The organism is Streptomyces sp. NPDC053493, from assembly GCF_044544825.1.
GTDB lineage: Bacteria > Actinomycetota > Actinomycetes > Streptomycetales > Streptomycetaceae > Streptomyces.
In genome coordinates this window covers 417,777-439,714 of record NZ_JBITXS010000005.1, presented here as the reverse complement: position 1 = coordinate 439,714, position 21,938 = coordinate 417,777, and the positions used below count along the sequence as shown (strand labels likewise).

The 21,938-nt window shown below is 73.6% G+C and carries 19 protein-coding genes and 1 pseudogene; 10 read left to right on the top strand and 10 right to left on the bottom strand.

Annotated features, from left to right (window positions below; all coding sequences use genetic code 11):
• The first annotated feature begins 19 nt into the window (after nucleotides 1–19).
• The 3 genes from ACIGO8_RS18295 (at nucleotide 20) to ACIGO8_RS18285 (ending at nucleotide 4,221) form a co-directional block, all read left to right on the top strand.
• Nucleotides 20–1,270 (top strand): GNAT family N-acetyltransferase, encoded by a 1,251-nt coding sequence (locus ACIGO8_RS18295; protein WP_399731129.1) that lies wholly within the window; start codon nucleotides 20–22, stop codon nucleotides 1,268–1,270.
• 40 nt (nucleotides 1,271–1,310) lie between these two features.
• On the top strand, nucleotides 1,311–1,943 hold the full coding sequence (locus tag ACIGO8_RS18290) for a TetR family transcriptional regulator (RefSeq protein WP_399731127.1): 633 nt from the start codon (nucleotides 1,311–1,313) through the stop codon (nucleotides 1,941–1,943).
• 82 nt (nucleotides 1,944–2,025) lie between these two features.
• Complete coding sequence (locus tag ACIGO8_RS18285; protein WP_399731124.1) at nucleotides 2,026–4,221, top strand: HelD family protein; 2,196 nt, start codon at nucleotides 2,026–2,028, stop codon at nucleotides 4,219–4,221.
• On the opposite strand, the gene ACIGO8_RS18280 is transcribed toward ACIGO8_RS18285, so the two are convergent.
• The 4 genes from ACIGO8_RS18280 to ACIGO8_RS18265 all read right to left on the bottom strand — a co-directional run bounded on the left by ACIGO8_RS18280 (nucleotide 4,205) and on the right by ACIGO8_RS18265 (nucleotide 7,386).
• On the bottom strand, nucleotides 4,205–5,596 hold the full coding sequence (locus tag ACIGO8_RS18280) for an MFS transporter (protein WP_399731324.1): 1,392 nt from the start codon (nucleotides 5,594–5,596) through the stop codon (nucleotides 4,205–4,207). The two genes, ACIGO8_RS18285 and ACIGO8_RS18280, sit on opposite strands and share 17 nt — an antisense overlap.
• Nucleotides 5,597–5,736: 140 nt before the next feature.
• Nucleotides 5,737–6,225: a MarR family winged helix-turn-helix transcriptional regulator gene (locus ACIGO8_RS18275; RefSeq protein ID WP_399731121.1), complete on the bottom strand. Its 489-nt coding sequence runs from the start codon at nucleotides 6,223–6,225 to the stop codon at nucleotides 5,737–5,739.
• Between the two features lie 245 nt (nucleotides 6,226–6,470).
• On the bottom strand, nucleotides 6,471–6,890 hold the full coding sequence (locus ACIGO8_RS18270; protein ID WP_399731118.1) for a VOC family protein: 420 nt from the start codon (nucleotides 6,888–6,890) through the stop codon (nucleotides 6,471–6,473).
• 10 nt (nucleotides 6,891–6,900) lie between these two features.
• On the bottom strand, nucleotides 6,901–7,386 hold the full coding sequence (locus ACIGO8_RS18265) for a helix-turn-helix transcriptional regulator (RefSeq protein ID WP_399731321.1): 486 nt from the start codon (nucleotides 7,384–7,386) through the stop codon (nucleotides 6,901–6,903).
• Nucleotides 7,387–7,610: 224 nt separating this feature from the next.
• Between ACIGO8_RS18265 and ACIGO8_RS18260 the strand changes: the two genes are divergently transcribed.
• Nucleotides 7,611–9,971: an ATP-binding cassette domain-containing protein gene (locus ACIGO8_RS18260; protein WP_399731116.1), complete on the top strand. Its 2,361-nt coding sequence runs from the start codon at nucleotides 7,611–7,613 to the stop codon at nucleotides 9,969–9,971.
• A gap of 158 nt (nucleotides 9,972–10,129) precedes the next feature.
• On the opposite strand, the pseudogene ACIGO8_RS18255 reads toward ACIGO8_RS18260, so the two are convergent.
• Nucleotides 10,130–11,071, bottom strand: a pseudogene (locus ACIGO8_RS18255) (helix-turn-helix domain-containing protein); the annotation flags it as partial.
• Between the two features lie 71 nt (nucleotides 11,072–11,142).
• Here ACIGO8_RS18255 and ACIGO8_RS18250 point away from each other — a divergent pair.
• Nucleotides 11,143–12,189, top strand: coding sequence for a saccharopine dehydrogenase family protein (locus ACIGO8_RS18250; RefSeq protein WP_399731113.1), 1,047 nt, complete (start codon nucleotides 11,143–11,145; stop codon nucleotides 12,187–12,189).
• On the opposite strand, the gene ACIGO8_RS18245 is transcribed toward ACIGO8_RS18250, so the two are convergent.
• The gene (locus ACIGO8_RS18245; RefSeq protein WP_399731110.1) at nucleotides 12,176–13,072 is read right to left on the bottom strand and encodes an RNA polymerase sigma-70 factor; all 897 of its coding nucleotides are present in this window, start codon (nucleotides 13,070–13,072) and stop codon (nucleotides 12,176–12,178) included. The genes ACIGO8_RS18250 and ACIGO8_RS18245 overlap by 14 nt on opposite strands.
• Nucleotides 13,073–13,085: 13 nt before the next feature.
• Nucleotides 13,086–14,303, bottom strand: coding sequence for an NAD(P)/FAD-dependent oxidoreductase (locus ACIGO8_RS18240; RefSeq protein WP_399731107.1), 1,218 nt, complete (start codon nucleotides 14,301–14,303; stop codon nucleotides 13,086–13,088).
• 184 nt (nucleotides 14,304–14,487) lie between these two features.
• On the opposite strand from ACIGO8_RS18240, the gene ACIGO8_RS18235 reads away from it, so the two are divergent.
• The 3 genes from ACIGO8_RS18235 to ACIGO8_RS18225 all read left to right on the top strand — a co-directional run bounded on the left by ACIGO8_RS18235 (nucleotide 14,488) and on the right by ACIGO8_RS18225 (nucleotide 15,889).
• Entirely contained in the window at nucleotides 14,488–14,865 is a 378-nt protein-coding gene (locus ACIGO8_RS18235; RefSeq protein ID WP_399731105.1) for a helix-turn-helix domain-containing protein, read from the top strand.
• Between the two features lie 22 nt (nucleotides 14,866–14,887).
• Nucleotides 14,888–15,448, top strand: a complete 561-nt coding sequence (locus tag ACIGO8_RS18230; RefSeq protein WP_399731103.1) for a hypothetical protein — start codon at nucleotides 14,888–14,890, stop codon at nucleotides 15,446–15,448.
• Between the two features lie 102 nt (nucleotides 15,449–15,550).
• Nucleotides 15,551–15,889: a DUF2516 family protein gene (locus ACIGO8_RS18225; RefSeq protein ID WP_399731319.1), complete on the top strand. Its 339-nt coding sequence runs from the start codon at nucleotides 15,551–15,553 to the stop codon at nucleotides 15,887–15,889.
• Nucleotides 15,890–16,001: 112 nt separating this feature from the next.
• Here ACIGO8_RS18225 and ACIGO8_RS18220 read toward each other — a convergent pair whose 3' ends face one another.
• From ACIGO8_RS18220 to ACIGO8_RS18210, 3 genes are all read right to left on the bottom strand, one after another.
• On the bottom strand, nucleotides 16,002–17,270 hold the full coding sequence (locus tag ACIGO8_RS18220; protein WP_399731100.1) for a PP2C family protein-serine/threonine phosphatase: 1,269 nt from the start codon (nucleotides 17,268–17,270) through the stop codon (nucleotides 16,002–16,004).
• Nucleotides 17,271–17,468: 198 nt separating this feature from the next.
• Nucleotides 17,469–18,554, bottom strand: coding sequence for an NlpC/P60 family protein (locus ACIGO8_RS18215; protein ID WP_399731098.1), 1,086 nt, complete (start codon nucleotides 18,552–18,554; stop codon nucleotides 17,469–17,471).
• Nucleotides 18,555–18,797: 243 nt separating this feature from the next.
• A complete protein-coding gene (locus ACIGO8_RS18210; protein ID WP_399731096.1) occupies nucleotides 18,798–19,595 on the bottom strand; it encodes a class I SAM-dependent methyltransferase in 798 nt (265 codons plus the stop codon).
• Nucleotides 19,596–19,995: 400 nt separating this feature from the next.
• On the opposite strand from ACIGO8_RS18210, the gene mshA reads away from it, so the two are divergent.
• Together mshA and ACIGO8_RS18200 are read left to right on the top strand one after the other, a co-directional pair.
• Nucleotides 19,996–21,369 carry a D-inositol-3-phosphate glycosyltransferase gene (gene mshA / locus ACIGO8_RS18205; protein ID WP_399731093.1) on the top strand — a complete coding sequence of 458 codons (1,374 nt, stop codon included), beginning with the start codon at nucleotides 19,996–19,998 and terminating at the stop codon, nucleotides 21,367–21,369.
• On the top strand, nucleotides 21,362–21,868 hold the full coding sequence (locus ACIGO8_RS18200; protein WP_399731090.1) for a YbjN domain-containing protein: 507 nt from the start codon (nucleotides 21,362–21,364) through the stop codon (nucleotides 21,866–21,868). Before mshA ends, ACIGO8_RS18200 begins: the two co-directional genes overlap by 8 nt.
• Nucleotides 21,869–21,938: the final 70 nt, after the last annotated feature.

Below are 21,938 nucleotides of genomic sequence, written 5' to 3'. Positions count from 1 at the left end.
GGCCGCATAGCCTCGAAGGATGAGTCTTGAGGTGCGCACGATCGACCAGTCGGAGTTCACCGCGTGGCTGCTGGCCAGGAGGGTCGGTTTCCTCCGGCCGCCCGTGGTGTCCGACGAGGAGGTCGCCGACCGCCTTCCGCACACGGACCTCTCCCGGGCCTACGGCGCCTTCGACCAGGGCCGGATGATCGCCACGTTCCTCTCCTTCGAGCAGCGGCTGAGCACCGTCGGCGGCGCGGACCTCGCCGCGAACGCGATCAGCGCCGTCACGGTCTCGCCGACCCACCGCAGGCGCGGTCTGCTCAGCCGGATGATGAAGGAGGACCTGGCGCTCGCGAAGGAGCGGGGCGACGCCTGCGCGACGCTGATCGCCGCCGAGTACCCGATCTACGGGCGGTACGGCTTCGGTGTGGCCACCTGGGCCACCGAGTGGGCCGTGGACGTGACCCGGACCGGGTTCGACCGCCGCTGGTCCGGGCCCACCGCCGAGGAGGGCGGCGGCCGGATCGATCTCACGGACGGTGCCGAGATCCGCAAGGAGGGCCCGGCGCTGCACCGCCGGTTCGCCGCTCGGCGGGCCGGCGTCACGGACCGCACCACCCGCGGCTGGGACGTCGGCACCGGCAACGCGGCGCGGTTCGAGCCGTGGACGGAGCCGTTCTACGCGGTCTACCGGTCGGCGGCCGGCGAGGTCGAGGGCTATGTCGCGTACACCTCGGACGACAAGTGGAACGACGCCAAGCAGCCGGTGCAGACGGCGACCGTGCGGGATCTGATCGCGGTCACGCCGGCCGCCGAGCGCGCCCTGTGGCGCTTCGTGTGCTCGATCGACTGGATCACCCGGGTGAGGACCGGTTTCCGCGCGCCCGACGACGTGCTGCCGCTGCTGCTGCCCGACCCGCGCGCGGCGCAGGTCGTCACGCACGCCGACATGCTCTGGCTGCGGGTCCTGGACGTGGCGAAGGTCCTGGAGCCGCGGACGTACGCGACGTCGGGCACGCTCGTCCTCGACGTGCGCGACGCGGCCGGTCTCGCCGGCGGGCGTTATCGTCTGGACGCCTCGCCGGAGGGCGGGGCGGTGACGTCGACGTCCGAGGCGCCCGATCTGGTCCTGGACGTGGCGGACCTGGCGGCGCTCGCGCTGGGCGACGAGTCGGCGCTACGGCTCCGGGCGCTCGGCCGCGTGGAGGAGGCCACGGCGGGCGCGGCGGCCAGGGCGGACCTGCTGATGCGGACCTCGCTGCGACCGTGGAGCATGGACATCTTCTGATCGAAAGCGGCGAAGGCGGGTTGAGCAGGTGGAGGGTGCCGTGAGCGGGCTGCGGGAGCTGAAGAAGGAGCGGACGCGGCGGACGCTCTCCGAGGTCGCCATCGGGCTCTTCCTGGAGAAGGGCTTCGACGCGGTGTCGGTCGCGGAGATCGCCGCCGCCGCGGAGGTCTCCAAGCCGACCCTCTTCCGCTACTTCCCGGCGAAGGAGGACCTGGTACTGCACCGGTTCGCCGATCACGAGCAGGAGCCGGCCCGGGTGGTGGCCGCCGCCCGGGCGGCCGGCGTGCCGCCGCTGGAGGCGCTGCGGGACCACGTGCTCGCGGGCCTGGAGCGGCACGATCCGGTGACGGGCCTCAACGACGCGCCGGGCGTGCTCGCCTTCCACCGGCTGCTGTACGGCACGCCGGCGCTGGCGGCGGGCATGCACACGTACCAGGGCCGTTCGGAGGAGGCGCTGGCGGCCGCGCTGGGCGGCGCGGACCCGCTGGCGGCCCGTCTGGCGGCGGCGCAGATCGTGGCGGTGCTGCGGGTGCTCGGGGAGGAGAACGTGCGGCGGATCGCGGCGGGCGAGTCGGTCGAGCAGGTGCTGCCGGGTGCGGTGGCGGCGACGCGGGCGGCGTTCCGGCGGCTGGAGGAGGGCCTTTCGCTGTCGTCGGAGGCGGCGCGCGGGTGAACCGGTGAGCGGGCGAGCAGCGCACTCGTGTGACCGGATAAAAAACATTACCGAGTAACGTTTTCTGGCTATCCTGGACGGCATGACGTCGCTCCAGGACCTTCGCCATGACCTCCGCCACGACCTCGACCAGGAACGCACCCACCACGACGCCTGCCGCGCCGCCCTCGCCCGGATGACCGAGGACGTCGAGGAGCAGGTCGTCATCGGCGAGGACACCGCCGCGTCCGGAGCGGACGCGGAAGCCCTCGGCTTCCACCTGCGCAGCCGCGCCAAGGTCTTCCGCGAGATGCCGCCGGGGCCGCTGTTCTTCGGCCGTCTCGACCGGGAGGACGGCCAGGTCCATCACATCGGCCGCCGCCGGATCGCCGAGGACCCGGCCGCGCCGCCGCTCGTCGTCGACTGGCGGGCCCCGGTCTCCCGCGCGTACTACCAGGCCGGGCCGCAGGACCCGCAGGGCGTCGTCAGACGCCGCCGGTTCGGCTGGGCGCCGGGCAGCGAGGGCGCCTCGGAGGACCTGACGGCGCTGGAGGACGAGCACCTGGCGGGGGAGGGGCCCGCGGGGTCCGTGGACGACGTGCCCGGGGGCGACGTGCCCGTGGACGGCGTGTCCGGGGACGTCGGGCGCGCGGGCGAGGCGTCCGGAGGCGGTGGTGGGGCGGGCGCGGTGAGCGCGCTGCTGGCCGGCGAGATCGAGCGGCCGCGCGTCGGCCCCATGCGGGACATCGCCGCGACCCTCCAGCCCGAGCAGGACGACCTGGTGCGCTCGGGCCCCGCCGACTCGATCTGCGTGCAGGGCGCTCCCGGCACCGGAAAGACCGCCGTCGGCCTGCACCGCGCCGCGTATCTGCTCTACACCCATCCGCAGCGCCTCCAGCGCTCCGGACTCCTCGTCCTCGGCCCCAACCGCACCTTCCTCTCCTACATCTCCGAGGTGCTGCCCGCGCTCGGCGAGACCGGCGTGCGCCAGTCCACCGTGGAGGACGAGACGGCCCGTCACGAGGTGCGGGCGACGGACGGCGAGGCCGCGGCCCGGGTCAAGCACGACGCGCGGATGGCCGGAGTGCTGCGCCGGGCGCTGTACGCGCGGGTGGACGCGGCGCCCGCCCAGGACCTGGGCGTGCCGGACGGCTCGTACCACTGGCGCGTTCCGGCGCACGAACTCGCCGCGGTCGTCCGGGCGGTACGGGAGGAGGCCCCGCCCTACGCGACCGGCCGGGAGCGGGTCCGCGCCCGGATCGTCCGGGCCCTGCAGCTGCAGGCGGAGCGGCGGGCGGGAGTCCTCGGCGCCGCCTGGGTGCGCCGGATCGAGCGGGCCCGGCCGGTGTCGGCGTGTGTGGACGCCTGCTGGCCCAAGGTCACGCCGGAGGAGGTCCTGGCCGGCTTCCTGGCCGACCCGGCCGACGAGGCGCTGGGCGAGGAGGAGCGGGCCGCGATCCGCTGGGCGAAGCCTCCGCGCTCGTACCGCGGGGCCCGCTGGAGCGCGGCCGACCTCGTGCTGCTCGACGAGCTGGCCGGCCTGATCGAGCGGCCCGAGGGATACGGGCACGTGGTCGTGGACGAGGCGCAGGACCTGTCGCCGATGGAGTGCCGGGTCATCGCGCGGCGGGCGGAGTTCGGCTCGCTGACCGTGCTCGGCGACCTGGCGCAGGGCACGACGCCGTGGGCGGCCCGCGACTGGGGCGAGCAGCTGGCCCACCTGGGCAAGCCGGACGCCCGGGTGGTGCCGCTGACCACCGGTTTCCGTGTCCCGGCCGCGGTCGTCGGGCTGGCCAACCGGCTCCTTCCGGAGCTGGGCGCGGCGGCCTGGGCCGGGCGGTCGCTGCGGGCGGGCGGGACGGTGGGCGTGCGTCAGGTGGCGGACGTGGCGGACGGGGTGGCCGAGGCGGTGCGGGCGGCGCTGAAGGACGAGGGCTCGGTGGGCGTGATCGCCGCGGACGCGTTCGTCGGCACGTGCGCCGAACGGCTCGCGGAGGCCGGTCTGGTGGAGGCCGGTCCGGTGGAGGCCGGGACGCTCGGGCGGTCCGGGCCCGGCGACGGGCGGTCCGGGGCCGGGGAGGGGATCGAGGGGCTGGGTGGGGGCCGTGTCTCCGTCGTCCCGGCGACGCTCGCCAAGGGCCTGGAGTACGACCATGTCGTCGTCGCCGAGCCGGCCGCGATCGTGGCCGCCGAGCCGCGCGGTCTGCACCGGCTGTACGTGGTCCTCACACGGGCGGTCTCCCGGCTGGACCTCGTCCACCGGGAGCCGCTGCCGCCCGCGCTCAGGCGGCGACCGTGACGTCGGGCCTCGGCCGTTCGGCCCCGGCCGCCTTCCGTGGCGTGCGGAGCAGGGTGAAGGCGGTCGCGAAGGCGGCGACGAGGAGTCCGGCGCCGACGGCGAAGGCGAGGTGGTATCCGCCGGTGAGGGCCTCGGCGGCGGGCCGGCCGGCGGCGGTGAGGGACTCGGTGCGGGCGGCGGCCAGCGTGGACAGGACCGCGATGCCGGCGGCCATGCCGATCTGCTGGGTGGTGTTGAAGAGGCCGGAGGCGAGACCGGCGTCCTCCTCGCGGGCGCCGGACATGCCGAGCGCGGTCAGCGCGGGCAGCGCCAGGCCGAAGCCGGCGGCGAGCAGCATCACCGGCAGCAGGTCCACGGCGTACGAGGCGTGGACGGGGACGCGGGTCAGCAGACCGAGCACGCCGACGAGCAGGACGAGACCGGTGAGCAGGACGTTGCGCTCGCCGAAGCGGGTGATCAGGCGGGTGGACAGGCCGAGCGAGACCGCGCCGATGACGGCCGCGGCGGGCAGCATCGCGAGGCCCGTCTCGGCGGCTCCGTAGCCCTGGACCTTCTGCAGGTAGAGCGCGACCAGGATCTGGAAGGAGAACAGCGCGGCGACCATCAGCATCTGGACGAGGTTGGCGCCGGCGACGCGGCGGGAGCGCAGGATCCGCAGCGGCATCAGCGGCTGGGCGGCGGTGGCCTGGCGGACGAGGAAGCCGGCGAGGAGGACGAGCGCGAGGGCGCCGAGGCCGAGGGTGTGGGCCGAACCGGCCCCGTACTGCTCGATCTTGACGACCGCGTAGATGCCGGTCATCAGGCCCGAGGTGACCAGGACGGCGCCGATGACGTCCGCGCCGGCCCGCAGTCCGAGGCCGCGGTCGGCGGGCAGCGCGGGCAGGGCGACGAGGAGGGCGGCGGCGCCGATGGGCAGGTTGATGAAGAAGATCCAGTTCCAGGTGAGCGCGTCGGTGAGGAGGCCGCCGAGGACCTGGCCGAGGGAGGCGCCGGCGGCGCCGGTGAAGCTGAACACCGCGAAGGCCTTGGCGCGTTCGCGCGGCGCGGTGAAGAGCGTGACGAGGATGCCGAGGCTGACGGCGGAGGCCATCGCGCTGCCGACGCCCTGGAGGAAGCGGGCGGCGATCAGGAGGCCGGGCGAGGTGGCGACGCCGGCGAGGAGTGAGGCGGCGGTGAAGACGGCGGTGCCGGCGAGGAACATCCGCTTGCGGCCGAGGAGGTCGCCGAGGCGGCCGGAGAGGAGGAGCAGGGCGCCGAAGGCGATGAGGTAGGCGTTGACGACCCAGCTGAGGCCGACGGGGCTGAAGCCGAGGTCGGCCTGGATGGCGGGCATGGCGACGGTGACGATGCTGCCGTCGAGGACGGTCATGAGCATGGAGGTGGCGAGGACGCCGAGGGCGGTCCAGCGGGAGGTGCGCACAGCGGTTTCTCCTGTCGTGAGGCGACAGGTAGAACGCTAACAGATAGTTTTGTTGCAGACCATCTATCTCGGATGTAGATGGTCCGCGGTCTCGGTCAGTTGCCCTTCTGGCGAGCCCTCCGGGCGGTGCTCTGGCCCTCGACGGGCGTCTCCAGATGCCCCGTGACCAGGCGGTTCAGTGCGCGCAGCAGGACCTCGCGCTCGTCGGCGGGAAGCGAGCCGAGCGCGGCCTGGTGCACCTCGTCGACGATCTTCTGGCTCTGCGCGGCCACCTTCGCGCCTTCCTCGGTCACCGCGATGATCCGCGCCCGCCGGTCCACGCTCGACGGCCGCCGCTCGGCCAGACCCGCCTTCTCCAGCGCGTCCACGGTCACCACCATCGTGGTCTTGTCCATGTCGCCGATCTCCGCGAGCTGCGCCTGCGTCCGCTCCTCCTCGAGCGCGTGCACGAGCACGCAGTGCATCCGCGCGGTCAGCCCGATGTCCGCGAGCCGCGCCGCCATCTGGCTGCGCAGCACATGACTGGTGTGGTCGAGGAGATAGGAGAGATCGGGCTCGGTCCGGGTGGGCGCCATGGCAGTCATACGCTCCAGCCTAACCAAACCCGTTCCGTTGCGGACGATCCCGCCCACCCTCACCCGCCGCCCCGCCGCGGGCCGCCCTGCCCCGACCGGCTCGCGGCTGCCGGCCCGCCGGAGCTGGGGACCGACCGCACCTGGGTGCGGGCCCACCATCCCGCGCCCGCGTTGCTGCACCGGGTGGACCCGGGGGCGGGGCTCACGGCGGCGGACTACGCGGTGGTGGCGGGGTGGGTGGCCGAGGTGGTCGGCTAGGCGGTGCGGGGCTGGTTGAAGCGGAGCATGTTGCCGGCCGGGTCGCGGAAGGCGCAGTCGCGCACGCCGTACGGCTGGTCCATGGGCTCCTGGAGGACCTCGCCGCCCGCCGCGCGGATCCGCTCGAAGGTGGCGTCCACGTCGTCGGTGCGGAAGATGACACCGCGCAGCATGCCCTTGGCGAGGAGCTCGGCCGCGGCCTGGCGGTCGGCGGCGGGCGCGTTCGGGTCGGCCAGCGGCGGTTCCAGGACGATCTCGACGTCCGGCTGGGTCGGTGAGCCGACGGTCACCCAGCGCATGCCCTCGAAGGAGACGTCGTTGCGGATCTCCAGGCCGAGCGCGTCGCGGTAGAAGGCGAGCGCCTTGTCGTGGTCGTCGACGGCGATGAAGCACTGCGAGAGGTTGATGGTGTTCATGGCGACGACGCTACGAGGCCGGGGCGCTTTTCGCTTCTCCGATCCTGATCGCTTCGGAAGGCGCCGCAGGTTCGGACGTCGCCGCAGGTTCGGACGGAGCGGTGGAGCCGGGGCGCTCGGAGGCGCTCGGCGGACCGGCGGGTCTGGGCGCGCGGGTCGGCCGGGTCAGGAACTTCGCCACGCACGCCGGGATCGGCTCGCCCGCCTCGTGGTTCCGCGCCCGGTAGGCGCTCGGGCTCTCCCCGACCAGCTCCGTGAAGCGCGTGCTGAACGAGCCCAGCGACGTACAGCCCACCGCGAAGCAGACCTCCGTCACGCTCAGGTCGCCGCGCCGCAGCAGCGCCTTCGCCCGCTCCACGCGGCGGGTCATGAGATAGCTGTACGGCGTCTCCCCGTACGCGGCGCGGAAGCTGCGCTGGAAGTGGCCCGCGGACATCAGAGCGGCCCTGGCCAGGGCCGGAACGTCCAGCGGCTCCGCGTAGTCGCGGTCCATCATGTCCCGGGCCCTGCGCAGGCGCACCAGGTCGTCCAGAGTCGGCGGCGTCACAGCCCCAGGATCGCACGCCGCACCCCCACCGGGCCGGGTTGTCCACAGGCGCGGGAGGGCCGGCCCGGCGGTCGGAGCGGTTGTCCACAGGAGAGCAGGAATCGAGAAGCAACGGCGCCGCCGCCCGCCTAGCCTGGCTCTCGGAACAGCACGGCCGGGAGAGACGAGGGACGATGAGCAAGCCGCACGCCGCCGACAGTCACGACCTGATCCGCGTGCACGGCGCGCGCGAGAACAACCTCCAGGACGTCAGCATCGAGATCCCGAAGCGTCGCCTCACCGTGTTCACCGGTGTCTCCGGCTCGGGCAAGAGCTCGCTGGTGTTCGACACGATCGCCGCCGAGTCGCAGCGGCTGATCAACGAGACGTACAGCGCCTTCGTGCAGGGCTTCATGCCGACCCTCGCCCGCCCCGAGGTCGACGTGCTCGACGGCCTGACCACCGCCATCACCGTCGACCAGCAGCGGATGGGCGGCGACCCGCGGTCCACCGTCGGCACGGCCACCGACGCGAACGCGATGCTGCGCATCCTCTTCAGCCGCCTCGGCACGCCGCACATCGGCTCGCCCAAGGCCTTCTCGTTCAACGTCGCCTCGATCAGCGGCGCCGGCGCGGTCTCGGTGGAGAAGGCCGGACGGACCGTCAAGGAGCGGCGCAGCTTCCACATCACCGGCGGCATGTGTCCGCGCTGCGAGGGCCGCGGCACGGTCTCCGACATCGACCTGACCGCGCTGTACGACGACTCGAAGTCGCTCGCCGAGGGCGCGCTCACCATCCCCGGCTACACGATGGACGGCTGGTACGGCCGGATCTTCTCCGGCAGCGGCTTCTTCGACATGGACAAGCCGATCCGCCGCTACACCAAGCGCGAGCTGAACGACCTGCTCCACCGCGAGCCCACCAAGATCAAGGTCGAGGGCATCAACCTCACCTACGAGGGCCTGATCCCCAAGCTCCAGAAGTCGATGCTGTCGAAGGACATCGACTCCCTCCAGCCGCACGTCCGCGCCTTCGTGGAGCGCGCGGTCACCTTCGCCACCTGCCCCGACTGCGACGGCACCCGGCTCAACGACGGAGCCCGCTCCTCGAAGATCCGCGGGATCAGCATCGCGGACGCCTGCGCGATGCAGATCAGCGACCTGGCGGAGTGGGTGCGCGGCATCGACGACGCGTCGGTCGCGCCGCTGCTCGCGACGCTGCGCCAGACCCTCGACTCGTTCGTGGAGATCGGCCTCGGCTATCTCGCGCTCGACCGGCCCTCCGGCACCCTCTCCGGCGGCGAGGCGCAGCGCGTGAAGATGATCCGCCACCTCGGCTCCTCGCTCACCGACGTCACCTACGTCTTCGACGAGCCGACCACCGGTCTGCACCCGCACGACATCCAGCGCATGAACGACCTGCTGCTGCGGCTGCGCGACAAGGGCAACACGGTGCTGGTCGTGGAGCACAAGCCGGAGACGATCGCGATCGCCGACCATGTCGTCGACCTGGGCCCGGGCGCCGGTTCGGCGGGCGGCACCGTCTGCTTCGAGGGCACGGTGGCCGGGCTGCGCCGCAGCGGCACCGTCACCGGCCGCCACTTCGGTGACCGGGCCTCGCTCAAGAAGTCGGTGCGCGAGCCCACCGGCAGCCTGGAGATCCGCGGCGCGTCGGCGAACAACCTGCACGACGTGGACGTCGACATCCCGCTCGGTGTCCTCACCGTCGTCACCGGTGTCGCCGGCTCCGGCAAGAGCTCGCTGGTGCACGGCTCGATCCCGGCCGGGGCGGGCGTGGTGTCGGTGGACCAGGGCGCGATCCGCGGCTCGCGGCGCAGCAATCCGGCGACGTACACCGGGCTGCTCGAGCCGATCCGCAAGGCGTTCGCCAAGGCCAACGGGGTGAAGCCGGCCCTGTTCAGCGCCAATTCGGAGGGCGCCTGCCCGGGGTGCAACGGCGCCGGCGTGGTGTACACGGACCTGGCGATGATGGCCGGCGTGGCCACGGTGTGCGAGGAGTGCGAGGGCCGGCGCTTCCAGGCGTCGGTGCTCGACTACCACTTCGGCGGGCGGAACATCGCCGAGGTGCTGGCGATGCCCGTGAGCGAGGCCGAGCGGTTCTTCGGCGCGGGCGAGGCGCGCACGCCCGCCGCCCACCGCGTCCTGGAGCGGCTCGTCGACGTCGGCCTCGGCTATCTGAGCCTCGGCCAGCCGCTGACCACGCTGTCCGGCGGCGAGCGGCAGCGGCTGAAGCTGGCCACGCACATGGGCGAGAAGGGCGGGGTGTACGTGCTGGACGAGCCGACCGCCGGTCTGCACCTGGCCGACGTGGAGCAGCTGCTCGGGCTGCTGGACCGGCTCGTCGACTCGGGGAAGTCGGTGATCGTGGTCGAGCACCACCAGGCGGTCATGGCGCACGCCGACTGGATCATCGACCTCGGTCCCGGGGCCGGTCACGACGGCGGCCGCATCGTGTTCGAGGGCACTCCGTCCGATCTGGTCGCCGCCCGCTCCACGCTGACCGCCGAGCACCTCGCGGACTACGTCGGCGCCTGACCCGGCCCGTCGCCGGCGCCGGGCGTGCGGTCTGGCGCCTGTGCCGGGCCGTCGGCGGCGCCGGGCGTGCGGTCTGGCGCCTGTGCCGGCCCGTCGCCGGCGCCGAGCGTGCGGTCTGGCGCCTGTGCCGAGCCGTCTCGCGTCCGAGCCGGGCCGTCGGCGGCGGCGGGCGTGCGGCGGAAGGTGCGCCGGTAGGTGTCCGGCGGCACGCCGACCGTGCGGTGGAAGTGCCGGCGCAGTGTCGTGGCGGTTCCCATGCCGGTGGCCGCCGCGATGCTGTCGACGCCGTCGTCGGTGGTCTCCAGGAGTTCCTGGGCGCGCCGGATCCGCTGGGCGAGCAGCCAGCGCAGCGGGGTGGTGCCGGTGACCGCCCGGAAGTGGCGGGCCAGGTGACGGGAGCTCATCCCGGCCCGGCGGGCCAGGTCCTCCACGCTCAGGGGCCGGTCGAGCCGGGCCATGACCCAGGGGAGGAGGGCGGCCAGCGGGTGGTTGCCGGGCGCGGGCACCGGGGTGGTGACGAACTGGGCCTGGCCGCCGTCCCGGTGGGGCGGCACGACGAGCCGGCGGGCGACGGTGTTGGCGGCCGCCGAGCCGTGGTCGAGGCGCACCAGGTGCAGGCACAGGTCGAGGGCGGCGGCCTTGCCGGCGGAGGTGAGCACGCTGCCCTCGTCCACGTAGAGCACGTCCGGGTCGACCGTCACCCGCGGATGGCGGGCGGCGAGGTCGCCGGTGTGGCCCCAGTGCGTGGTCGCCCGCCGCCCGTCGAGCAGCCCGGCGGCGGCGAGCACGAACGCGCCGGTGCACAGCGAGGCGACCCGGGCGCCGGCCTGGTGGGCGGCGCGCACGGCGTCGACGAGTTCGGCGGGCGGGGCGACGTCGATGTCGGCCCAGCCGGGGACGACGACGGTGCGGGCGTACGGGAGCCGGTCGAGGCCGTGGTCCGGCCGGAGCAGGAAGCGCCCGGCCCCGACCGGTCCGGGCCCGCAGACCGTCAGCTCGTAGTGGGTGGCGAACACCTCCTGGGCGATGGCGAGTTCGAAGGGGAGCATGCCGTCGGTGACGGCCAGCGCGACGGTGTGCGGCGGCGCCGTGGAAGTCATGTCGGGAAGTGTATGGGGCGTGTCGTTTCCGACACTCACGCCTGGGCCGGGGTGCTGGCGAGGATGGCGTCATGACCTCGGAGAAGACTGTGGTGGTGTACGGCGCCTACGGGCACACGGGCCGTTTCGTGGTGGCGGAGCTGCGGGCGCGCGGCTTCGTCCCGGTGCTGTCGGGCCGTGACGCGCGGAAGCTGGCGGCGATGGCGGACGGCCTGCCGGCGCGTACGGCGTCGGTCGACGACCCGGCCTCGCTCGACCGCGCGCTCGCGGGCGCGGCGGCCGTGATCAACTGCGCGGGCCCGTTCGCGGCGACCGCGGCGCCGGTGATCGAGGCGGCGCTGCGCGCCGGGATCCCGTACGTGGACGTGGCGGCCGAGATCGAGGCGAACGTCGACACGTTCGCGGACTTCGGCGAGCGGGCCCGGGCCGCGGGCGCGGTGGTGCTGCCGGCGATGGCCTTCTACGGCGGGCTCGGCGACCTGCTGACGACCGCGGCGGCGGGCGGGTGGACGGCGGCGGACGAGGCCCACATCGCCTACGCCCTCGACAGCTGGCACCCGACCGCCGGGACGCGCGCCTCGAGCGCGGTCTCCCGCGCCCGCCGCGGCGCCCGGCGCCTGGTGCACACGGACGGCCGCCTCCAGCACCGGGACGACGCGCCGCCGACGCTCGACTGGACGTTCCCGGCGCCGGTGGGGCCGCGGGCGGTGATCGGCGAGTTCACCATGGCCGACGTGGTCACGGTGCCGAGCCACCTGGCCGTCCCCGAGGTGCGGACGTACATGACGACCGAGGCGGCCCGCGAGGTGACCGCCGCGGACACGCCGCCGCCGGTGCCGGCGGACCCGGCCGAGCCGTTCGGCGCGTCCGCGCAGACCTTCCTGGTCGACGTGCGTGTCCGCGCGGGTGACGAGGAGCGCCGCGCGGTGGCGCGGGGCCGGGACATCTACGCCGTGTCGGCGCCGCTCGCCGTGGAGGCGGTCGAGCGTCTGCTGTCCGGCCGCACCACGGGCGCCACGGGCGTCGTGTCGGCCGGCGCGCTGTTCGACGCGCCGGACTTCCTGGCCGCCCTGGCCCCGCACGTGGCGGTGGAGCGGGGCGTTCTCAGCGCAGGGTGAGCGGGGTCGCGGCCTCGACGCGGGTGAGCTTCTCGGGGTTGCGGACGTAGTAGAGGCCGGTGATGTGCTCGCCTTCGACGCGGAAGGCGAGGACGCCGTCCAGCTCGCCGTCCAGGCTGAGGACGAGGGCGGGGTTGCCGTTGACCGTGGTGAGCTCGCTGGTGACCTTCGCCGCGTTCTTCGCCATGCTGCCGAGGACGAAGCGGGCCACCTTGAGGGCGCCGACGATCGGGTGGCGCGAGGCCTGCTTGATGCCGCCGCCGTCGCCCAGGTAGACGACCTCGGGCGCGAGCACGTCGAGGAAGCCCTGCAGGTCGCCGGTGGCGAGCGCGCGCTGGAAGGACTCCAGGGCCGCCCGGGTCGCGCTCGCCGGGACCGTCGCGCGGGGCCGCCGGGCGTCGACGTGCCGGCGGGCCCGGTGCGCTATCTGCCGGACGGCGGCCGGCGACTTGTCGACGGCGGCCGCGATCTCCTCGTAGTCGACGTCGAAGACCTCCCGCAGCACGAACACGGCGCGTTCGGTGGGCGACAGGGTCTCCAGGACGAGCATGAGCGCCATGGACACGCTCTCGGCGAGTTCGGCGTCCTGCGCCACGTCCGGCGAGGTGAGCAGCGGCTCGGGCAGCCACGGCCCGACGTAGGACTCCTTGCGGCGCGTCATGGTGCGCAGCCGGTTGAGTGCCTGCCGGGTGGTGATCCGCACGAGGTAGGCGCGCCGGTCGCGGACCTGCTCCAGGTCGACCTCGACCCAGCGCAGCCAGGTCTCCTGGAGCACGTCCTCGGCGTCGGCGGCCGAGCCGAGCATCTCGTACGCGACGGTGAAGAGCAGGTTGCGGTACTCGACGAACGCCTCGGTCGCCGGGTCGGCGGCGTGCTCGGTCATGTCCTTCTGCTTTCTAACGGGCGGCCAGGGCCCCGTCGTTGGAGGCCGAGGGGGCCACGTCCGACGTGGCCCGCAGCCGATTCTGGCGGGTGCCGCGGTCGGACATGCGGTGCAGGCCGTAGGAGCCGGGCTTGCCCGCCTCGTCGGTCAGGTGCTTGATGACGCCCTGGCAGACCAGCTCCTTGACCTTCGCGCCGGTGCGGCCGCCGAGGTGGACGCCGACGGCGACGTCGGAGCGGTTGGCGAACTGGAAGATGCCGGCCTGCCGTCCCAGGCTGATGCACTGGGCGGCGAACGCCTGCCTGAGGGTGTCGGGCTGCTCGCCCGTGAGCCGGCTGAGGAGGGTGTCGGCGGCGCGGGCGCCCATCGGCATGGCGGCCTGGCAGCTCATCCGCAGCGGCTGCCCGGACGGGTTGGCGGAGTCGCCGGCGGCGATGATGCGGTCGTCGTCGACGCTGGTCAGCGTCTCGTCGGTGAGGAGGCGGCCGAGGGCGTCGGTGCTCAGTCCGCTGCGCGCGGCCAGGTCCGGGACGCCGAAGCCGACGGTCCAGATGGTGACGGCGCTGGGCAGTTCGCGGCCGTCGGCCAGCCGTACGGCGTCGCGGGTCACGGCCGTGACCTTGGTCCCGGGCCCGTCGACGACGGTCACGCCGAGGGCGGCCAGGCGGCGGGCGACCGAGCGGCGGCCGCGGGCGTGCAGGTAGGGGCCGAGGAGGCCGCCGCAGACCAGGGTGACGGAGCGGCCCGCCTCGGCGAGCTCGGCGGCCGTCTCGATGCCGGTCGGACCGGCTCCGACGACCGTCACCGCCGCGGTCAGGGGCGCGGCCTCGAGCGCCGGGCCGAGCCGCCCGGCCTCTTCGAGGGTGCCGATCGGGTAGGCGAACTCGGCCGCTCCGGGCACGCTCGGGTCGGCGCTGCCGCTGCCCACCGCGTAGACGAGGTAGTCGTAGCGGAGGGTGTCTCCCGACGCCAGGGCGACGGCGCGCCCGGCCGCGTCGATGCGGGTCACGCTGTCGACCGTCAGCCGGACGCCGTCGGCGAGGACCTTGCCGTAGTCGACGACCGCGTCGTCGGTGCCCGCGACCAGCTGGTGCAGGCGGATGCGGTGCACGAAGTCGGCGCGCGGGTTGACCAGCGTCACCGACACGTCGTCGCGCTGGGTGAGGCGATTGGCCGCCATGACTCCGGCGTACCCGCCACCGACCACCACGACCTGCGTCTTTCCACTCATTGCCGCCTCCTGTGGCGTCAACCGCGGCCGCGGCTCTCGCGGCCTTACGGTCCCAAGACACCGGGACCCCGCAGGCCGTGACAACATGTGACCCAGATCACTCCGGTCCGCCGTCCGGGTCGTGTAACAGAACTATTGCAAGCGCCTGCTTGCAATAGTTAGCGGCGGCTGGCATGGTCGAGGCATGGCTTCACTCAACGTCGGCAATCTCGGCGAGTACCTGCGCGAGCAGCGGCGCACCGCGCAGTTGTCCTTGCGGCAGCTCGCCGAGGCGGCGGGAGTGTCGAATCCGTATCTGAGTCAGATCGAGCGGGGGCTGCGCAAGCCCAGCGCCGAGGTGCTGCAGCAGGTCGCCAAGGCCCTGCGGATCTCCGCCGAGACGCTGTACGTGCGCGCCGGCATCCTCGACGAGAAGGAGCGGGAGGAGCTGGAGACGCGCGCCGTCATCCTGGCCGATCCCTCGATCAACGAGCGGCAGAAGCAGGTGCTGCTGCAGATCTACGACTCCTTCCGCAAGGAGAACGCCGCCGAGAACGCCACCGCGCAGCCCACCGACACGTAGAACCTCCGGGAGGACCACGAACATGGCCATCATCGACGAACTGCGCACTCCCCTCTACTTCGCCGCCGGCACCGCCGACCTCGCCGTCCAGCAGGCCAAGAAGGTGCCCGCCCTCATCGAGCAGCTCGCCGCCGAGGCGCCCGCCCGGATCGAGGCCGTGAAGAAGACCGATCCGAAGGCGGTCCAGGAGAAGGCGCAGGCGAAGTTCGCCGAGTTCGTGGGCGGGCTCGACACCGACCTGAAGAAGCTGGGCGAGCAGGCGCAGGACCTGGCCCTGCGCGGCGTCGGTGTCGCCGCGGAGTACGCGGTCAAGGCGCGCGAGAAGTACGAGGAGCTCGCCGCGCACGGCGAGGAGGCCGTGCGGACCTGGCGCGGCGAGGCCGCCGAGGAGATCACCGAGATCGCCATCGCCGTCGAGCCCGAGCCGGCGCCGAAGACCGAGCCGAAGACCGAGGCCGGGGCCGAGGCCACGAGCAAGGCCGGGACCGACGCTCCCGAGACCAAGAAGGCGCCGGCGCCCCGCAAGCCCGCCGCCCGCAAGGCGCCCGCGAAGAAGGCCGCGGCCGAGACCGCCGAGAAGTAGTCCGTCCGGCGGTCCGGGCACCAAACCCGGTGTCCGGAGCGTTGTAACGGGTACCTTGGCCGCGAGGCGCTCCACCCACACACCACCTAGGCGGTGCACAGCATGTTGGCGAACGGCTTCGACTCGATCCTGTCCCTGGTGACCTTCCTGGTCTTCACCGGCTTCGCCGTCGCCGCGTTCGCCTTCGCCGCCACCGCGCGCGAGGACGCCTATCGCGCCGCCGACAAGCAGACCAAGAAGTTCTGGCTGATCCTGCTCGGCATCAACCTCGTCCTGAACCTGCTCCTGCCGATGCTGTTCCTCCAGATCGCCGGGCTCATCGCCGCCATCGTCTTCATGGTCGACGTGCGCCCCGCGCTCCGCGAGGTCACGGGCGGCGGCCGGCGCGGCGGCGGGTCGAGCAGCGACGGTCCTTACGGGCCGTACAACGGCGGCCGGTGATCCGCGGTCGGTGATCCGCCGGCAGGCGGGTCCGCGGCAGGCGGGTCTGCGGCAGGCGGGTCCGCGGCAGAGGTGTCCGCGGCGGACGTGAGAGAAGGACGAGGCTCGGGGCTCAGCCCCGGGCCTTGTCCCGTTCCAGGGCCAGGACGGCCACGTCGTCCGTCAGCTCGCCGCCGTTGAGCGCGCGCACCTCCGTCACCGCCGCGTCGAGCAGTTCCTCGCCGCGCAGCCCCTCCGCCAGCTGCCGGTTGATCATCTCGACCATCCCGTCCTGGCCGAGCCGCGGCGAGCCGGGGCCCGCCGAGCGTCCCTCGATCAGGCCGTCGGTGTACATCAGCAGGCTCCAGGTCGGGCCCAGCTCCACCTGCCGGCGCGGCCAGCGGGCGCGCGGCAGCAGCCCGAGCGCCGGGCCGCTGTCCTCGTACGGCAGGAGCCGCGCCGCCCGGCCGTGCCGGGCGATCAGCGGCGAGGGGTGGCCCGCCAGGCACAGCCCGGCCCGCCGCCCGTCGGGCGCGATGTCGACCGTGCACAGGGTCGCGAAGATCTCGTCGCTCTCCCGCTCGTGCTCCAGGACCTGCTGGAGCGTGGAGAGCAGCTCGTCGCCGCACAGGCCCGCGAAGGTCAGCGCCCGCCACGCGATGCGCAGCTCGACGCCGAGCGCGGCCTCGTCCGGGCCGTGGCCGCAGACGTCGCCGATCATGGCGTGGACCGTGCCGTCGGGCGTGCGGACGGTGTCGTAGAAGTCGCCGCCGAGCAGCGCCCGGGACCGGCCCGGCCGGTAGCGGGCGGCGAACCGCAGGTCGGAGCCCTCCAGGAGCGGCGTGGGCAGCAGCCCGCGCTCCAGGCGGGCGTTCTCCTGGGCGCGCAGCCGCGACTCGGCCAGCTTCATCTTCACGACGTCGTTGCGCTTGCGCTCGACCGCGTAGCGGATGGCCCGGCTGAGCAGCCGCCCGTCGAGCTCCTCCCGGAAGAGGTGGTCCTGCGCCCCGACCCGTACCGCCTCGGCCGCCAGCTCGGCGTCCGCCGACGCGGCGAGCGCGAGGACGGCGTGCCGCGGCGCGAGCCGCAGGATGTGCCGGAGCGGCGCGAGCTGGTCCTCCTCGGCCGCGCGCGGCGCGGGCAGGGCGAGGTCGACCAGGACGCAGTGCACGTCGTCGGTGAGCAGCCGCTCGGCCTCGGTGAGGTTGCGGGCGGTGCGGATACGGACCCGGGTACCGGCCGCGTCGAGCAGTTCGGGTACGGCGAGGGCGCCGGCCGGGTCGTCCTCGACGACCAGGAGCGTGAGGTCGGTGGTGGCGGGGCCGGCGGTGCTGCCGGTGGCGCCGGTGGTGCCGGATGCCGCGGCAGAATCGATTCTCTGGCGCGGTACGGGTGCGGGCATCGGTCTGGGTTTCCTTCCCTCCCCCCGAGGGCCGGGCACCGACCATAGCGGTACCGCACGCCGCAGCGGAATGGCGATCACCCTGTGAACCGGCACGGCGGTATGGCATATGCCACGGATGGGGAGGTAGTCCTCGTCAGGAAGCCCGCGGCCGGGTCTCCGCGAGCCCGCGGCCGGTGCTCCGGACGATGAGAAACGTCACTGCGGGCGGACCACTCCCAGGATCTCCATGGACCCGGCGCCCGCGATCGTCACGTTCCGCCCGGGGCGCGGCGCGTGCACGATCGCGCCGTTGCCCACGTACATCCCGATGTGGCTCGCGTCCTTGTAGTAGACGATCAGGTCGCCGGGCCGCATGTCCTTGACGTCGACGTGCGGCAGCAGCCGCCACTGCTCCTGCGAGGTGCGCGGGATGGGACGGCCGGCGGCGGCCCAGGCGCTCTGGGTCAGCCCCGAGCAGTCGTACGAGCCGGGGCCCTCGGCGCCCCACACGTACGGCTTGCCGATCTGCGCCGTCGCGAACTGCACGGCCCGCTTGCCCTCCGGCGTGGTGGCGTCGGTCAGGCCCTTGAGGACGCCGGAACCGATCCACGCGGTCTGGTTCCGGTACTGCTCCTGCTCCTCCAGGCGCAGCAGCCGCTCCCGCTCCTCGGCGGCGAGCTGGGACTCCAGCTTCTTCGCGGCGTCGATCTTGTCGTTGATCTCCTTCTTCGCCTTGGCCTGCCTGACCCGGTTGGCCTCGAGCCGGGTCCAGTTGAGGCTGGCGTCGTTCGCGTACGTGGTCAGCTCGGCCTGGGTGGTGCTCAGTTCGGCGAGCAGGTCCTTGGTGGCCTTGTGGCCTTCCTTGAGCCGGCCGGCGTTGTCGAGGAAGAGCTGCGGATCGTCGGTGAGGACCAGCTGGGCGCCGTCGGGCAGTCCGCCGTTGCGGTACTGGGCGCGGGCCGCGGCACCCGCGCGCGCCTTGAGGTCGTCGATCTTCTCCTGGCCGGCCACGATCATCCGGGCCAGCTTCACGATCTCGTCGGACTGCTCCTTGGCCTTCTCCTCGGCGAGGTTGTAGGCGTCGGTGGCGGCCGCGGCCTGCCGGTAGAGCCCGTCGATCTCCTTGCGGACCTCTTCGAGCGTCTTCTTCGGCTGGGCGGGAGCGCCGGGCGGGAGCGGCGCGGCGGGCGCGGCCGGGGCGAGCGGGGCCGCGGAGGCCTGGAGGGTGAGGGCGGGTGAGGCAAGCACCGTCAGGGCGCAGACCACGGTGAGCGTGGCGATGGCGTGGCGGCGTCGGTTCACTGGCTCCCCCTCAGGACACCCATATCTGATTTACCGTCAGTAACTTGGTCGTGACCTTGGCGATAGTGCCATGCGCGACCGGAAAGCAACAGGGGAAAGCGGGGCCTGTCGGGTCACTCCCCCCGACGGGGGACGAGTGTTGCGCCTGTTGCGTTCCTCAGGGCGAGGAAATTCAGGGGGAGTTCGCCAGGTCGAGCGCATCCGCGCCGGTCCGACGTTCCCGCACCCGGCCCCGCCGGGCCCTCAGGTGCGGGGCGCCAGTGCCTCCCACCGCACCGTCACCTCGCCCTGCCGCCACCGCCGCGGGCCGTCCGTCAGCGGCCAGTCCGCCGCCAGATCACGTACGGCGCGGATCCAGCGCTGCCGGGCGCCCAGCGAGGCGAACGGTGCCGCCGCCGCCCACGCCCGGTCGAAGTCCCGCAGGAAGGCGTGCACCGGCTCGCCCGGCACGTTGCGGTGGATGAGCGCCTTCGGCAGCCGCTCGGCCAGGTCGGAGGGCCGGTCGAGCGAGCCGAGCCGGGTGGCGAAGGTCACCGTCCGCGGCCCCGTCCGCCCGAGCGCGACCCACACGTGCCGGCGCCCGATCTCGTCGCAGGTCCCCTCCACGAGCAGCCCCTCGGGCGCGAGCCGCGCGCACAGCCGCTGCCAGACCGCCGCGACCTGGTCCTCGTCGTACTGGCGCAGCACGTTCGCGGCCCGGATCAGGGCCACCTCGCCGGGCACCGGCACCTCGAAGCCGCCGTGCCGGAAGGCGAGGCCCTCCCGTTCGTACGGCTTCGCGGCGGCGACCCGGGCGGGCTCGATCTCGACGCCGACGACGAGCGTGCGCGGGTCGGCGGTGCGCAGCCGCTGCAGGAGTTCGACGGCGGTCCAGGGCGCGGCTCCGTAACCGAGGTCGACGGCGAGCGGCGGCTCGTCGGACCGGCGCAGGGCGGCGCCGTGCACGGCGGCGATCCAGCGGTCCTGGCGGCGCAGACGGTTGGGGTTGGTGGTCCCGCGGGTGACCGTGCCGACGGGGCGGGAGGTGGTACGCGGGGCCATGCAACGAGCGTAAGCCGTCCGGCAGCGCGGCCCGGACGGCACCCACGCGCGGCCATGACGGCACCAACGCACGGGCCGGACGGCACCCACGCGCGGCCATGACGGCACCAACGCACGGGCCGGACGGCACCCACGCGCGGCCATGACGGCACCCACGCACGGCCCGGACCGCACCCACGCGCGGCCCGGACCGCGCCCACGCGCCGCCCCGACCGGCCGAAACGTCCTCCCGGACCGGCCGAAACGCCCTGTCGAGCGGCCGACGCGCCGCGCCCAGCGGTAATGAATTGGCAAAACGGCCCCGGCGGAGGAAATGAAAGGGGGCATTCCGGTGTTCTCGCCGCTGGTGGGTGCGACACACCCTCCCTCTGCCATGCCCGACAGCGGAAGGACCGCCGACGTGAGCCAGTACGTGTCCCGGTTCGCCGGCACCCTGGCGGCGAACCCGCGGCTCCGGCTTTCCGGCCGGCCCCGCGCACCGCGCCGCGTGGCGATGCTGAGCGTGCACACCTCGCCCCTCCACCAGCCGGGCACCGGCGACGCCGGCGGCATGAACGTCTACATCGTGGAGCTGGCCAGACGCCTCGCCGCGATCAACATCGAGGTGGAGATCTTCACCCGGGCCACCACCGGCGGCCTCCCGCCGGTCGTGGAACTCGCGCCCGGCGTCCTCGTACGGCACGTGGACGCCGGCCCGTACGAGGGCCTCGCCAAGGAGGAGCTGCCGGCCCAGCTGTGCGCCTTCACGCACGGCGTGATGCAGGCCTGGGCGGGCCACCGGTCCGGCCACTACGACCTGGTCCACTCCCACTACTGGCTCTCCGGCCACGTCGGCTGGCTCGCCGCCGAGCGCTGGGGCGTCCCGCTCGTCCACACCATGCACACCATGGCCAAGGTCAAGAACGCCGCGCTGGCGGAGGGCGACACGCCCGAGCCCGCGGCCCGCGTGATCGGCGAGACCCAGATCGTCGCGGCGGCCGACCGCCTCATCGCCAACACCGCCGAGGAGGCCGACGAGCTCGCCCGTTTCTACGAGGCCGACCCCGGCAAGATCGCGATCGTCCACCCGGGCGTCAACCTCGACCACTTCCGGCCCGCCGACGGCCGCGCCGCCGCCCGGGCCCGGCTCGGCCTGCCGCAGGACGCCTTCATCCCCGCCTTCGCCGGCCGCATCCAGCCGCTGAAGGCCCCGGACATCCTGCTGCGCGCCGCCGCCCGGCTGGTGGACGAGGACCCGTCGCTGCGGACCCGGATGCTGGTCCCGGTGGTCGGCGGCCCGAGCGGCAGCGGCCTCGCCAAGCCGGAGGGCCTGCAGAAGCTCGCCGCCAAGCTGGGCATCGCCGATCTCGTGCGCTTCCACCCGCCGGTGGGCCAGGACCGGCTCGCGGACTGGTTCCGGGCGGCCAGCGTGCTGGTCGTGCCCTCGTACAGCGAGTCCTTCGGCCTGGTCGCGATCGAGGCCCAGGCGGCCGGCACACCGGTCGTCGCGGCGGCGGTGGGCGGTCTGCCCGTGGCCGTACGGGACGACGTCACCGGCTTCCTGGTGCAGGGCCACGACCCGGCGGACTACGCCCGCGTCCTTGGCCGATTCCTGGCCGATCCGGGGCTCTCCGCGCGGATGGGCGAGGCGGCGGCCCGGCACGCCGGCTCGTTCGGCTGGGACACCGCGGCCTCGGGCACGGCGGATGTGTACACGGCGGCCGTGCACGACCACCGGCTGCGGGACCACCGCCGCCTCGACCACCGCCGTCGCGTACGCTCGCACCATGGCTGAGGTCGAGGTGGAGGACGTCCGGCGCACCGTCGAGGACACCCTCAAGGACGCGGAACTCGAGTGGGAGTCTCCCGAACCGGGCTCCTACGTCGTCAAGCTCCCGGGCACGCGCAAGCTCTTCACCACCCTCTCGCTGCGCGTCGGCCGCCACTCCCTGTCCCTCAACGCCTTCGTCGTGCGCCATCCCGACGAGAACGAGGCGGGCGTCCACCGCTGGCTGCTGGAGCGCAACCTCAGGCTGTACGGCGTGAGTTACGCCATCGACCAGCTCGGCGACATCTATCTGGCCGGCAAGCTGCCGCTGGCGGCCGTCACGCCCGAGGAGCTGGACCGGCTCCTCGGGTCCGTCCTGGAGGCGGCGGACGGCGACTTCAACACGCTGCTGGAGCTGGGGTTCGCGACGGCGATCCGGCGTGAGTACGCGTGGCGGGTGTCGCGCGGGGAGTCGACCCGTAATCTCGACGCGTTCAAGCATCTGATCGCCAAGTCCGCGAACTGACCTCTTCCCGTACGGGCCTTCTGCTGCCATGCTCGCGCCCGGCGCAAATCTGAACACCGTTCATATACAT

Coding starts and splice junctions, on each gene's coding strand:
- ACIGO8_RS18285 (WP_399731124.1), top strand. CDS start 2,026: ATGACGTCGCTCCAGGACCTTCGCCATGACCTCCGCCACGACCTCGAC.
- ACIGO8_RS18275 (WP_399731121.1), bottom strand. CDS start 6,225: ATGACTGCCATGGCGCCCACCCGGACCGAGCCCGATCTCTCCTATCTC.
- ACIGO8_RS18220 (WP_399731100.1), bottom strand. CDS start 17,270: ATGCCCGCACCCGTACCGCGCCAGAGAATCGATTCTGCCGCGGCATCC.
- ACIGO8_RS18260 (WP_399731116.1), top strand. CDS start 7,611: ATGAGCAAGCCGCACGCCGCCGACAGTCACGACCTGATCCGCGTGCAC.
- ACIGO8_RS18295 (WP_399731129.1), top strand. CDS start 20: ATGAGTCTTGAGGTGCGCACGATCGACCAGTCGGAGTTCACCGCGTGG.
- ACIGO8_RS18265 (WP_399731321.1), bottom strand. CDS start 7,386: ATGATGGACCGCGACTACGCGGAGCCGCTGGACGTTCCGGCCCTGGCC.
- ACIGO8_RS18280 (WP_399731324.1), bottom strand. CDS start 5,596: ATGCTCATGACCGTCCTCGACGGCAGCATCGTCACCGTCGCCATGCCC.
- ACIGO8_RS18245 (WP_399731110.1), bottom strand. CDS start 13,072: ATGACCGAGCACGCCGCCGACCCGGCGACCGAGGCGTTCGTCGAGTAC.
- ACIGO8_RS18270 (WP_399731118.1), bottom strand. CDS start 6,890: ATGAACACCATCAACCTCTCGCAGTGCTTCATCGCCGTCGACGACCAC.
- ACIGO8_RS18200 (WP_399731090.1), top strand. CDS start 21,362: ATGGCTGAGGTCGAGGTGGAGGACGTCCGGCGCACCGTCGAGGACACC.
- ACIGO8_RS18240 (WP_399731107.1), bottom strand. CDS start 14,303: ATGAGTGGAAAGACGCAGGTCGTGGTGGTCGGTGGCGGGTACGCCGGA.
- ACIGO8_RS18210 (WP_399731096.1), bottom strand. CDS start 19,595: ATGGCCCCGCGTACCACCTCCCGCCCCGTCGGCACGGTCACCCGCGGG.
- ACIGO8_RS18230 (WP_399731103.1), top strand. CDS start 14,888: ATGGCCATCATCGACGAACTGCGCACTCCCCTCTACTTCGCCGCCGGC.
- ACIGO8_RS18235 (WP_399731105.1), top strand. CDS start 14,488: ATGGCTTCACTCAACGTCGGCAATCTCGGCGAGTACCTGCGCGAGCAG.
- ACIGO8_RS18225 (WP_399731319.1), top strand. CDS start 15,551: ATGTTGGCGAACGGCTTCGACTCGATCCTGTCCCTGGTGACCTTCCTG.
- ACIGO8_RS18250 (WP_399731113.1), top strand. CDS start 11,143: ATGACCTCGGAGAAGACTGTGGTGGTGTACGGCGCCTACGGGCACACG.